The sequence below is a fragment of the Hyphomicrobium sp. genome, from assembly GCF_047600905.1.
In the GTDB taxonomy this organism is placed as follows: Bacteria; Pseudomonadota; Alphaproteobacteria; order Rhizobiales; family Hyphomicrobiaceae; genus Hyphomicrobium_B.
Map to the genome: position 1 here is coordinate 1,133,730 of NZ_JASGKD010000001.1, position 12,149 is coordinate 1,145,878.

The 12,149-nt window shown below is 61.2% G+C and carries 10 protein-coding genes; 4 read left to right on the forward strand and 6 right to left on the reverse strand.

Translation table 11 applies throughout. From position 1 onward, the window contains the following. Positions 1-56 precede the first annotated feature (56 nt). Together QM780_RS05640 and QM780_RS05645 are read left to right on the forward strand one after the other, a co-directional pair. Positions 57-545, forward strand: coding sequence for an Lrp/AsnC family transcriptional regulator (locus QM780_RS05640; RefSeq protein ID WP_415069506.1), 489 nt, complete (start codon positions 57-59; stop codon positions 543-545). A 28-nt stretch (positions 546-573) separates the two neighbouring features. After that, positions 574-1,140, forward strand: a complete 567-nt coding sequence (locus QM780_RS05645) for a hypothetical protein (protein ID WP_415069507.1) — start codon at positions 574-576, stop codon at positions 1,138-1,140. A gap of 58 nt (positions 1,141-1,198) precedes the next feature. Here the strand turns inward: QM780_RS05645 and greA are convergent, their stop codons facing one another. The 6 genes from greA to carA form a co-directional block, all read right to left on the reverse strand. Next, entirely contained in the window at positions 1,199-1,672 is a 474-nt protein-coding gene (gene greA, locus QM780_RS05650; protein ID WP_415071975.1) for a transcription elongation factor GreA, read from the reverse strand. A 135-nt stretch (positions 1,673-1,807) separates the two neighbouring features. Then, the gene (carB, locus tag QM780_RS05655; protein WP_415069508.1) at positions 1,808-5,083 is read right to left on the reverse strand and encodes a carbamoyl-phosphate synthase large subunit; all 3,276 of its coding nucleotides are present in this window, start codon (positions 5,081-5,083) and stop codon (positions 1,808-1,810) included. Positions 5,084-5,235: 152 nt separating this feature from the next. Beyond that, the gene (locus tag QM780_RS05660; RefSeq protein ID WP_415069509.1) at positions 5,236-6,462 is read right to left on the reverse strand and encodes an MFS transporter; all 1,227 of its coding nucleotides are present in this window, start codon (positions 6,460-6,462) and stop codon (positions 5,236-5,238) included. 105 nt (positions 6,463-6,567) lie between these two features. Further along, entirely contained in the window at positions 6,568-7,278 is a 711-nt protein-coding gene (locus QM780_RS05665) for a hypothetical protein (protein ID WP_415069510.1), read from the reverse strand. Between the two features lie 34 nt (positions 7,279-7,312). Next, positions 7,313-7,942, reverse strand: coding sequence for a hypothetical protein (locus QM780_RS05670; protein ID WP_415069511.1), 630 nt, complete (start codon positions 7,940-7,942; stop codon positions 7,313-7,315). A 109-nt stretch (positions 7,943-8,051) separates the two neighbouring features. Continuing rightward, the gene (carA, locus tag QM780_RS05675; protein ID WP_415069512.1) at positions 8,052-9,251 is read right to left on the reverse strand and encodes a glutamine-hydrolyzing carbamoyl-phosphate synthase small subunit; all 1,200 of its coding nucleotides are present in this window, start codon (positions 9,249-9,251) and stop codon (positions 8,052-8,054) included. A 181-nt stretch (positions 9,252-9,432) separates the two neighbouring features. Here carA and QM780_RS05680 point away from each other — a divergent pair, with 181 nt between their 5' ends. Together QM780_RS05680 and dnaG are read left to right on the forward strand one after the other, a co-directional pair. Beyond that, entirely contained in the window at positions 9,433-9,870 is a 438-nt protein-coding gene (locus tag QM780_RS05680) for a GatB/YqeY domain-containing protein (protein ID WP_415069513.1), read from the forward strand. Between the two features lie 209 nt (positions 9,871-10,079). Continuing rightward, positions 10,080-12,080, forward strand: a complete 2,001-nt coding sequence (gene dnaG, locus QM780_RS05685; protein ID WP_415069514.1) for a DNA primase — start codon at positions 10,080-10,082, stop codon at positions 12,078-12,080. Positions 12,081-12,149 lie beyond the last annotated feature (69 nt).

Here is a 12,149-nt window from a genome sequence, read left to right on the forward strand (position 1 = left end):
TATCCGCTCGATGACATTGCTGATATTACTCTAAGCTCCCTGCGACGGCGCGGTCCATGGCAATAGAACTCGACGAAACAGATTGGCGGATTTTGCGCGAGCTGCAAGCCGACGGGCGCATCACCAATATTGCTCTTGCCAATCGTATCGGGCTTTCGGCCCCCCCGTGCCTCCGCCGTGTCCGGGCACTCGAAGAAGCAGGCCTCATCACTCGTTATACCGCGCTCGTCGATGAAGTCAGGCTCGGCTATGCGCTGACGGCGTTCGCGATGGTCCGTCTGCATAACCAGGCGGAATCGGACCTGCGCGCCTTCGAAAATCGCGTTCTCGGCTGGCCCCTCGTCCGTGAGGCCTACATGCTTTCGGGCGAGAGCGACTTCATACTGAAGTGCATCGCCCGCGATCTGCAGCGCTTCCAAAGCTTCGTGCTCGAAGAATTGACCGCGGCACCGAACGTCGCCAGCGTTAAAACATACCTGACGATCCGACGCGCGAAGCGCGAGCCCGGCGTACCGATCAGCGTCGCGGGACCGGATGGCACATGAGGCGGCGCTGCGTGCGTTTGGAGGTTTGATGACGGCGTTTTCCAGGTTCGCTCAGCGTGCGGCGAGAGCAGCCATTCTATCGATCGTGCCGAATGTCTCGCTGGCGCTGGCGGCGACGTCAGATGATCTGTTTAACGATTATTTTTCCAATGTCCTCGATGGCCGGCCCTGCTTCGCACGCAGCTACGATGAGACCGAGTTACAGGCGCATCCGATGCAGCTGGTGAGAAAGATCGAGATCGACCTTTCCAAGCAAAATTCCGATGGCACGCCCAATTCGGCCGACCATTTCGCCCTGGGCTTCGCGCTGATGCTGACGTCTGGATCCGATTGGATCGGGCAAGCGGCGAACTGCCGAACGAACGATGCGGATTTCGAGTGCTATCTGGAGGGCGACGGCGGCGTCTTCCGGCTGACGCCCTTGAAAGGCGGGGGGCTCAAGCTCGAGACCGGCGACAGCGGCATTTCGCTTGAGAGTTCGAGCGGTGACATCGAGCTTTCCGGCAAGAACGGGATCGACCGCACGTTCGATCTCGTCCCCGCCAAGGAAGAATGCCAATCGGCCGCCGCGTACTTCGAAGGCGGCGACGACTAAGACCGGTCTTTGTCATCCCCGGAACAAGCCTGAGGATGACATTTATCGAGACGAAGCTTCAGCCCCACTTGATCTGCAGGACCTCGAGTGTGCGGGTGCCCTTCGGCGTGGTGACGTCGACGCTCTCGCCCTTCGTCTTGCCGATGAGTGCGCGTGCAATCGGAGACGAGATGGAAATCTTGCGGTCGCGCAGGTTGGCTTCGGTGTCGCCGACGATCGTGTAGGTGACTTTCTCGCCGGAATCCTCGTCCTCGAGGGTAACGGTCGCGCCGAACTTGATCGTGTCGCCGGACAGCTTGGTGACGTCGATGATCTCGGCACGGTTGATCTTGTCCTCGATCTCGGCGACGCGGGCTTCGTTGAGACCCTGCTGCTCCTTGGCGGCGTGGTATTCGGCGTTCTCGGACAGGTCGCCGTGGGCGCGCGCCTCGGAAATCGCGGCGATGATGCGCGGGCGCTCGACAGCTTTCAGTCGCTGCAATTCTTCTTCGAGGCTCTTATAGCCCTCAAGCGTCATCGGCACCCGTTCCATCATAGTCTCCAACGTCTTCGAACGGCTCAATCATTTGCGGGGGTGTCCCCGACATACGGTAACAGCAAGCCTGGCAATTAGGAATGTTGCGAAGGGGCACCGCTTTCCGGGCGCCCCATCAGCGCGGCGAACGGCCTAGCGATGTGCGAAAGCCTGCAACGGAGCCACTTCCAGCGTGTCGGACGCCAGTGCTTTGATGGCTCGAGTAACCGCTACCGCCCCTGAGAGCGTTGTATAATACGGGATGTGGTGAAGCAAGGCCGTGCGCCGGATGTCCTTGCTGTCGCTCAGGGCTTTCGAACCTTCGGTTGTATTGAAAACAAGGCTGATGTCGCCGTTTTTGATGGCGTCGACGATATGCGGGCGACCTTCGAGAACCTTGTTGATGGCATCGCACTGGATGCCGTTGGCTTCCAGGAAGCGTTTGGTGCCCCGCGTGGCCACGACCTTGAAACCCATGGCGGCGAGTTCCCTGACAGGGGCGACGACGCGGGATTTATCGCTCTCCTTGACCGAGACGAAGACCGTCCCTTTCGAGGGCAAGGTCTGGCCGGCGCCGAGCTGGCTCTTGCCGAAGGCCATCGCGAAATCATGGTCGATGCCCATCACCTCGCCGGTGGAGCGCATCTCAGGACCGAGGATCGGATCGACGCCAAGGAAGCGCGCGAACGGGAAAACGGCTTCCTTTACGGCGATGTGGTCATAGCTGGGCTTAGTGAGTTTGAACGATGCCAGCGGCTTGCCCGCCATGATCTCGGCGGCAATCGAGGCGATCGGCAGGCCGATGACCTTGGCGACGAACGGCACGGTGCGCGACGCACGCGGGTTCACTTCGAGAATGAACACCTGCTCGTCCTTGATCGCGAACTGCACGTTCATCAGGCCGACGACGCGTAGCGCGAGCGCAAGTTCGCGGGCTTGGCGTTCGAGTTCGGCGATGATCGCCGGCGACAGTGAATGCGGCGGCAGCGAGCAGGCGCTGTCGCCGGAGTGAATGCCCGCTTCCTCGATATGCTCCATGATGCCGGCGACGAATGTGTCCTTGCCGTCGGATAGGCAATCGACGTCGACTTCGACGGCATCGGTCAGATAGCTGTCGATCAGCAGCGGCCGCTTGTCCGAGACGACAAGCTCGGACGGCTTGTCGAGCGTCGCCGAGAGGCGGGCGACGTAGCGGTCGACCTCGGCGCCGTCGTGGACGATCTCCATAGCCCGGCCGCCGAGCACGTAGGACGGACGAATGACGACGGGATAGCCGATCTGTTCGGCGATGCCGCGCGCCGCCTCGGGCGTCTTGGCGATGCCGCTTTTCGGCTGCTTAAGCTTCAATTTGTCGATCAGTGCCTTGAAGCGATCGCGGTCTTCGGCAAGGTCGATGGCATCGGGTGACGTGCCGAGGATTGGCACCCCGGCCTCTTCCAGCGCGCTCGCGAGCTTGAGCGGTGTCTGGCCGCCAAACTGGACGATCACGCCCTTGAGCGTGCCCTTGCTGCTCTCGACACGGATGATTTCGAGCACGTCTTCGGCGGTCAGCGGCTCGAAGAAAAGCCGGTCGGAGGTATCGTAGTCGGTCGAGACGGTCTCAGGGTTGCAGTTGACCATGATGGTCTCGAAGCCCGCAGCCGTCAGTGCGAAGCAAGCATGGCAACAGCAGTAATCGAACTCGATGCCCTGGCCGATGCGGTTCGGACCGCCGCCGAGAATGACGATCTTGCTTTTTTCGCTCGGAAACGCTTCGCAGGACGCTTCGTCCGTTAGCCCCGTTTCGTAGGTCGAATACATATAGGCCGTGGGGGACGCGAATTCGGCTGCGCAGGTGTCGATGCGCTTGAAGACCGGCACGACGGCAAGGTCCTTGCGCAATTTGCGGACGTCGGTTTCGGCGACCTTGCCGAGCTTTGCCAGACGCGCGTCGGAGAAGCCCTGCGCCTTGAGCGCGCGAAGCTGAGATGCCGATTTCGGCAGACCATGCGCGATGATGCGGGCTTCTGTATCGACGATGGCTTTGATCTGGGAAAGGAACCAAGGGTCGATCTTGCAATACTGATGGATCTCGTCGAGCGCGAAGCCTTCGCGGAAGGCCTGTGCGACCTTCAGGATGCGGTCGGATGTCGGCCGCGAGACGGCGGCGCGGACAACGTTCTTGTCGTCGCCCTGGCCAAGACCCTCGAGCTGAATATCGTCGAAGCCGGTAAGGCCCGTTTCCATCGAACGAAGCGCCTTCTGCACGCTTTCGGCGAACGTGCGGCCGATGGCCATGGCTTCGCCGACCGACTTCATCGACGTCGTCAGCGTCGTGTCGGCACCGGGGAATTTCTCGAATGCGAAGCGCGGAATTTTCGTGACGACGTAATCGATCGTCGGCTCGAACGAGGCGGGCGTGGCACCACCCGTGATCTCGTTCTGGATTTCATCGAGCGTGTAGCCGACGGCGAGCTTGGCCGCGACCTTCGCGATCGGGAAGCCCGTTGCCTTCGATGCCAAAGCGGAGGAACGCGACACGCGCGGGTTCATCTCGATGACGATCAGGCGGCCGTCGGCGGGATTGACGGCGAACTGAACGTTCGAGCCGCCGGTCTCAACGCCGATCTCGCGCAGAACGGCGATCGAGGCGTCGCGCATGATCTGGTATTCTTTGTCGGTCAGCGTCAGAGCCGGGGCGACGGTAATGCTATCGCCGGTGTGGACGCCCATCGGATCGATGTTCTCGATCGAGCAGATGATGATGCAGTTGTCCGCCTTGTCGCGGACGACCTCCATCTCGAATTCTTTCCAGCCGATGACGCTCTCTTCGACCAGGACCTGTGAGGTCGGCGAGGCGTCGAGGCCGCGATCGATGATCTCGAAATATTCCTCGCGATTGTAGGCGATGCCGCCGCCTGTGCCGCCGAGCGTGAACGACGGCCGGATGATCGCCGGCAGGCCGACGTGCTCGATCGCGGATGTCGCCTCGTCACGGTTGTGGACAAGGCGCGAGCGCGGGGTTTCGAGCCCAATCTCTTCCATCGCTTCACGGAACAGCTTGCGATCCTCGGCCTTATCGATGGCCTCGGCTTTCGCGCCGATCAGTTCGACGCCGTACTTGTGCAGAATGCCCTGCTTGTGGAGCGCGAGCGCGGTGTTGAGCGCGGTCTGGCCGCCCATCGTCGGCAGGATCGCGTCGGGCTTTTCCTTGGCGATGATCTTGGCCACAACTTCGGGCGTGATCGGCTCGATGTAGGTCGCATCGGCGAGATCGGGATCGGTCATGATCGTCGCCGGATTGGAATTGACCAGGATGATCCGATAGCCCTCGTCTCTCAGAGCCTTGCAAGCCTGAGTGCCGGAATAGTCGAACTCGCACGCCTGGCCGATGACGATCGGGCCGGCGCCGATGATGAGAATGGATTTGATGTCGGTACGTTTTGGCATACAGCGCAAGACTTTGGCCGAAGCTCGCGTGGTCGACGCGGTCGGCTCAGGGGTGGGTGGAACGACGGGCTAAGGGGGCCTTATAGGCAAAGCATTGCGCGGGGGAAACCCCGAAAATATCGCGCTGCGACGTTCTCCGCCTCGAACGCAGTTTATGCGGTTTTCAGGTTGTCATATTCGGGCCGGGCGGTTCCGGGCAGGAATACCGTCAACAGCCCGAAGAATGGCAGGAACGAGCAAATCCAATAGACGTAATCCACGCCCTTCGCGTCGGCGACGAGACCGAGCAACGCCGCGGCAATGCCTGCGATACCGAACGCCGCGCCGAAAAAGATTCCCGAAATCATGCCGACGCGACCCGGCACCAGTTCCTGGGCGAAGACGACAATCGCAGGGAATGCCGACGACAGAATGAGCCCGATGAGGATCGACAGAATGACCGTCCAGGTGAAATCGGCATAGGGCAATGCCAGCGAGAATGGCAGGCAGCCGAGGATCGAAAACCAGATCACCATCTTCGGACCGAAGCGATCGCCATAGATGCCGCCGAGGATCGTTCCGACCGCCGAGGCTCCGAGGAACGCGAACAGCATCAGCTGCGATTCCTGCACGGACACGCCGAAGCGATGAATGGCGTAGAAGGTGTAAAAGCTCGCGAAACTCGCGGTATAGATGTTCTTCGAAAAGACGAGCACGGCAAGCACGATGAGGGCGACAGCCGTCTTGCCGCGCGAATGGATCAGCCCGGGACCCTGCATGCCATTGCGCCGCTTCGTGCCGGCCACCGTCGCCCACTGGCCGACCTTCCACAGGATCACCATCGCGACGAGCGCAATTGCCGCAAACCAGCCGATGCTCCCCTGCCCGCGCGGTAAGACGACGAATGCGGCAAGCAACGGTCCGATTGCGGTACCGAAGTTGCCGCCGAGCTGAAACAACGACTGAGCGAAGCCGTGACGTCCGCCGGAGGCGAGGCGAGCGATGCGCGAGGATTCAGGATGGAAAATCGCCGAGCCGACACCAACGCAGGCGGCGCCGACAAGAAGGCCGAGATAGCTGGTCGTAAACGCCAGCAGAATAAGGCCAAAGAACGTCGATCCCATACCGATGCTGGTCGAATACGGGACGGGGCGCTTGTCGGTGTAGTGGCCGATGAAAGGTTGCAGCAGCGAGGCGGTGATCTGGAATGACATCGTCAGCAGGCCGATCTGCCAGAAGCTCAAATGGTAATCCTCTTTGAGCATCGGGTAGATGGCGACGAACAACGACTGCATCACGTCGTTGAGCAGATGGCTAAAGCTCACCGCCAATAAAACCGCGAGTGAGGCGCTGGCAACCGGCGCGCGAAGCGCGGTGCGGGATGAATCGATGACGGTCATGGGAATCTCCGGACGAGCTTCTAACGCCGGAGAGGACAGGATACATCGCGCGCGCCGGCATGGCTGCCATCCGGCTCCGTGATGTCGCAGAGATCTTGAAAACGATTATTTACCGTCCGCGGCCGGCGGCGGGGTGGGCCCCGGGGATTTATCCGGCAGGACGTCCTTTGGCGCGTCGATCTTCAAGTCGATCGGGTAGGAATAGGTCGTCTTGAAAATCGGCTTGTTCTCGTGGCCGGGCACCAGAAGCACATTGCTGGCTGGCAGGCCGGTCAGAGCATCGACGTAGAACATGCGATAGGCTTGGCTCGCCGTTGCGGTCGAGCCCTTCTCGACCTCGCTGTCGAGTTTATAGGAGAGGACATCGCGGCCATCGACCTGCGTGCGGCCTTTGCAGGCGTAATCGCCGACGTCGGTTTGCTGCTTGACGACATTGTCGTCCATCTGGCCGCGGATCTGGGCAGCGATCTGCTGCGGAACCGGCCGCCAGCCGCTTTGCTGCTTCGACCATGCCTGATCGCCAACCAGGATCAGCTCCGACGTCTGGTTGGTGAGCGTTTGCGTCACTGTCTGGTGCATGCGATCCGGCAGCACGTACTCAACCTGCATCGACGTCGGACCGTTCTCGGTGATCATATGGCTATCCATGCGGAACCACGCCGACTTGCGAAGCTTCTGCAGGGCAGCCGAGACCTCTTCACGGCATGGATTGGCGTTCTGCTTGGAGGGAGCCGGAGACATCTCCGGGGCTTGCGCCGCGGCTTCGCCGGAGAAAGCAGCGAGAACGACAATGGCGGAAGCGATGGTGCGGCGCATGGAAATATCCCAAACGGATGCCGGTTGAAGGGCGTTAGCGGAGCTTTTGCACCGGCGCATTCGCGGGCGCAACGATGTCGATGTCGGTCGGATAAGAATATTTGACCTCTCTGAGCGGCTTGGCGCCATCAGCGAGCGAGGCGACCACATTGTATGCCGGCAATCCGGTCTTCGGGTCGACGTAAATCGTCCGGGCGATGATTTTCGAGGGATCGGCCTGCGGATGCGACTTGTCCTCGAAGCGATAGCCGAGAAGGTCCTGATTTTCGTATTTCACAGTGCCGAGGCACTCATAACCCTCGAGCTTGCTCGGCCGCGCCAGCGCATTGGAGACTTCGGCAACAATCGATTGCGTGAACTGCGGCTGCAGTTCTTCGAAGCTACCGCCTGAACCTGAAAAGGCCCGATCGTTGACCAGCATCGTCTGCTGCTCGCCGGGCATGGCCGGAGACGTTACCGTCTGAAGCATTTTGAACGGCGGCATGTAGTCAATCTTCATGTACGCCTCGCCCTCAGCCGTCGGCTGGGCGAACTCGACGCGGAACGCCTTCTGCTCCAGCTGCTTCCTGATTGCGGCCAGGACGTCGGCTGAGCAATCGGCTCCCGCGGCAAATGCGGGAGACGCCGCCGCCAGCGCCAAAGCAGCGAAAATGAACACGCGCATCAGTTTCCTCCGAGAATTTTTCCCCGGGTTATAAGCAAATTTGCCGCAGAAGCGATCTTAAAGTTCAGCAAGGTTGATTTGCGGCGCGGCGCCCCTTGGAGTGCCGCTATCAGCGTTCCCGTGTCGTCGGCAGACCCTTCTGTTCACGCATCATGTTGACGAAGCGCGTGAAGAGATAATGGCTGTCCTGCGGGCCGGGCGAGGCTTCGGGATGATGCTGCACCGAGAACACCGGCTTGCCCTGAAGCGCCAATCCGCAGTTCGAGCCGTCGAACAGCGAGACATGAGTTTCGACGACGCCGTCCGGCAGGCTGTCGCGATCGACGGCGAAGCCGTGGTTCATCGACACGATCTCGACCTTGTTGGTCGTGAAGTCCTTGACCGGATGATTGGCGCCGTGGTGGCCCTGGTGCATTTTCTTGGTCGAAGCACCGAGTGCGAGCCCGAGCATCTGGTGGCCGAGGCAGATACCGAACACCGGCTTGCCGCTGTCGACGAGCTTCTTGATCTCGGGCACCGCGTATTCGCCCGTTGCCGCCGGGTCGCCGGGACCGTTCGACAGGAAGACGCCGTCCGGATTGCGCGCGAGAATATCGCCGGCCTTTTCTTTCGCGGGAACGACGGTCACCTTGCAGCCGGCGGACGCGAGGCAGCGAAGGATGTTGCGCTTCAGGCCGTAGTCGATGGCAACGACGTGGAATTCAGGATTTTCGTTGCGCGTAAAGCCTTTGTTCCAGACCCAGCGCTGCTCGTCCCACGAATAGCTCTGACCGCTCGTCACTTCGGGAACGAGATCGAGACCGAGGAGGCCGTGCCACGACTTGGCTTCGGATTTCAAAGCTTCGATGTCGAACTTGCCGTCCGGGCTGTGCGCGATGACGCCGTTCGGCATGCCGCGCTCGCGGATGCGGGCGGTCAGTGCGCGGGTATCTATTCCAGCGATGGCGATGATGCCGCGCGTTTTCAGCCAGGCGTCGAGATTTTCAGCGGCGCGATAATTGGAAGGATCTGTGATGTCGGCTCGAAGGACGCAACCGCGCACGCCCGAGCGCGAGGCAAGGTTCGAGGTCTCGGTATCTTCCGGGTTGGCACCAACGTTGCCGATGTGCGGAAAGGTGAAGGTGATGATCTGGCCGGCATAGCTCGGGTCGGTCAGGATTTCCTGATAGCCGGTAATGGCGGTGTTGAAGCAGACCTCTCCGACTGCCGTTCCGGTCGCACCAAGGCCGCGCCCGGCGATGACGGTTCCGTCGTCGAGCACGAGGCGCGCGGTCAGAGGCACTTCTGTCCAGGGTTCAGGTGCGGTCATCACTCTTCCAGATCATGGAGTTTCGGGCCGGGCCCAAATTTGCGCGGAACCTAGGGGAACGGCCATTCGGCGTCAATTATGGCGACCTCGTTAAAATTCTCGCCAAAGTTCTTCGGCTCAAGGGTTGCCTCAGGGCGGGCCAAGCCCCTAAACCAACGCTCCGAACGCAAGGAGACGCAGCATGCGCGCGAAGATCAACGCGGACCTCAAGGCGGCGATGAAGGCCGGCGAAAAGCAGCGCGTGGGGACGCTGAGGCTCATCAACGCAGCCATTCAGTCCGCCGAGATCGAGGCCAAGAAAGACCTCGACGAAGCCGCCGTGCTCGCGGTGATGACGAAGATGGTGAAGCAGCGGCGGGATTCAATCGCTCAGTATACGAGCGGGGGCCGCCCGGAGCTTGCAGCCACCGAGCAGGCCGAAATCGATATCATCGAAGCTTACCTACCCAAACAGATGGACGAAGCCGCAGTCGCGGCAGCGATCGCAGATGCGATCAAGGAGACCGGCGCGGCGAGCCCGAAGGACATGGGTAAGGTCATGGGCGTGCTCAAAGCCAAGTACGCGGGACAGATGGATTTCCAGAAGGCGAGCGCGGCGGTGAAAGCCAAGCTTGGTTGATTTTCCGACAGGCCTTCCTCGAGACCAGCGTGAGGATGACATGAAAACCGGAATGCCTAATGCGCAGGCACTGTGGAAAGCGGGTACGGCCGGACATGACAAGGCCTTGAAGTGGCAGGCCTCGAAGCGAATCACTTATTCCTGATTCCGCGGACGGCCCAGCTCAGGGGCGAACGCGGCAGGTCGCTTCACCGAGGCTCAACGCGTTCATGCGCTTCAGTCCGAACTTTCTGGATGAGATCAGATCCCGGCTGTCGGTCAGCCAGGTGGTCGGCCGGAAGGTCGCGTTGAAGAAGGCGGGGCGCGAGTATCGCGGGCTATCGCCATTCAAAACCGAAAAGAGCCCGTCTTTCTTCGTCAACGACCAAAAGGGCTTCTATCATTGCTTCGCGAGCGGCGAGCATGGCGACATCTTCACATTCCTGATGAAGACCGAAGGGCTTGAATTCCCCGAAGCCGTCGAGCGGCTGGCGGCGGAAGCGGGCGTCCCGATGCCGAAGCCGGTCGAGCGGAACGTCGAGCAGGAAGACCAGCGCGACCGGCTTTACCATCTGCTTGAGGCGTCGGCGGAATTCTTCGAGGCGAGCCTTAAGACCGGCGCGGGCGCGGAGGCGCGGCGCTATCTCGAAAAGCGCGGTCTCGCGCAAAAAACCATTCAAAGCTTCCGGCTCGGGTTTGCGCCGAATTCGAGGTCGGCGCTCAATGCGCATCTTAAGTCCAAGGGCTTCTCATCCGCCGATATGGCGGTCGCCGGAATGTTGATCGCGGGCGACGACATTCCGGAGCCTTACGACCGGTTCCGCAACCGCGTGATGTTTCCGATCCTCGATCTCAAAGGCCGGGTAATCGCGTTCGGGGGCCGCGCGCTCGAGAAGGACGTGCCGGCCAAATATCTGAATTCTCCGGAAACCCCCCTCTTCCATAAGGGCCACATCCTGTTCAATGCCGCCCGCGCCAGGACGGCGGGGCACGAAAAGAACCGGGTGATCGTGGTCGAAGGCTATATGGACGTCGTCGCGCTGGCGGAAGCCGGTTTCGAAGAGACGGTCGCGCCGCTCGGCACGGCGCTGACCGAGGACCAGCTGAAACTGCTGTGGCGCTTCGTGCCCGAGCCCGTGCTCTGCTTCGATGGCGATAGCGCTGGGCTGAAGGCCGCCGACCGGGCTGTCGAGGTCGCGCTGCTCTGGGTCAAACCGGGCTACAGCGTGATGTTTGCCTTTCTGCCGAACGGGCTCGATCCCGACGATCTCATCCGGCAACAGGGCGCGGATGCGATGACCGAGGTTTTGGCCCGGACCCGCCCACTGATCGACGTGCTGTGGGAGCGGGAGCTTAAGGCGCAGCCGACCGGCACCCCGGAGCAGCGTGCCGCCCTCGAAGCCCGGCTCGGCGCGCTTACAGCGTTGATCCAAGATGCGACGGTCCGCAGCCATTATTCCCGCGAGTTGAGGGACAGGTTGTATCAACTTGGTCGGGAGCGATCGTCATCGTTCCGTGGCTCAGCGGGTGCTCGGAATGACGGCTCCCGGGGGCAGGCGTCCTATGCGCGGCCGGTCGCGCCGCCCGACTGGCGCATGCGGGACCGCAGCCGCGTCGGCGGCCCGGGCGGCGAGAGATGGCAGCCGTCGCGACCTTTCCGGCAGAGCGCCCTTTCGAACGTACCGACCGCCAGTCCTGAACTCGTTAGCCATTTCCAGAGCATATCGCCGCGCGAAGCGCTTATCGCGAAAACACTTCTTAACCATCCCTGGTTGATTGATGAGCATTCCGAAGAGATTGCGGCAATCGAGTTCGGCGCCCCTTCGCTGGCGGCGCTTCGCGATGAAATTTTAGCGGTTCATGCACGCCAAAATTCACTTGACACCGCAACTTTACGCACCCAATTGAGCAAATCGGGGGTTGCAAAGGTGGTGGACCTCGTCGCGCAAACGATTACGCACGCCAGCGACCGTTTTGCCGAAGCAGATGCTTCCGTCACCGATGTCGAAGCCGCCTGGCACCATATTCTTGCGCTTCATCAGCGACAGGCCGCACTCGGTCATGCCCTGAAAGCGGCCGAGGAGGCTTGGTATCGGGATTGCACAGAAGAGGCTCAGCAACGCCTACTCGACATCAAACGTGAAATCGCCCGCGAGGCGGCGATGGATACAATGGACGACGAATTCGACCAACCCGACGACGACGCTTCACACGTTCAGCGCGCCCAATAGGCGCGTATCCGGCATTCAGGCTTCGGAGAGCTGCAGAGACAGCGGTTCGAAGCCTAAACCATGATTGAG

Coding starts and splice junctions, on each gene's coding strand:
- QM780_RS05665 (WP_415069510.1), bottom strand. CDS start 7,278: ATGCGCCGCACCATCGCTTCCGCCATTGTCGTTCTCGCTGCTTTCTCC.
- QM780_RS05680 (WP_415069513.1), top strand. CDS start 9,433: ATGCGCGCGAAGATCAACGCGGACCTCAAGGCGGCGATGAAGGCCGGC.
- carA (WP_415069512.1), bottom strand. CDS start 9,251: ATGACCGCACCTGAACCCTGGACAGAAGTGCCTCTGACCGCGCGCCTC.
- QM780_RS05645 (WP_415069507.1), top strand. CDS start 574: ATGACGGCGTTTTCCAGGTTCGCTCAGCGTGCGGCGAGAGCAGCCATT.
- greA (WP_415071975.1), bottom strand. CDS start 1,672: ATGGAACGGGTGCCGATGACGCTTGAGGGCTATAAGAGCCTCGAAGAA.
- carB (WP_415069508.1), bottom strand. CDS start 5,083: ATGCCAAAACGTACCGACATCAAATCCATTCTCATCATCGGCGCCGGC.
- QM780_RS05670 (WP_415069511.1), bottom strand. CDS start 7,942: ATGCGCGTGTTCATTTTCGCTGCTTTGGCGCTGGCGGCGGCGTCTCCC.
- dnaG (WP_415069514.1), top strand. CDS start 10,080: ATGCGCTTCAGTCCGAACTTTCTGGATGAGATCAGATCCCGGCTGTCG.
- QM780_RS05640 (WP_415069506.1), top strand. CDS start 57: ATGGCAATAGAACTCGACGAAACAGATTGGCGGATTTTGCGCGAGCTG.
- QM780_RS05660 (WP_415069509.1), bottom strand. CDS start 6,462: ATGACCGTCATCGATTCATCCCGCACCGCGCTTCGCGCGCCGGTTGCC.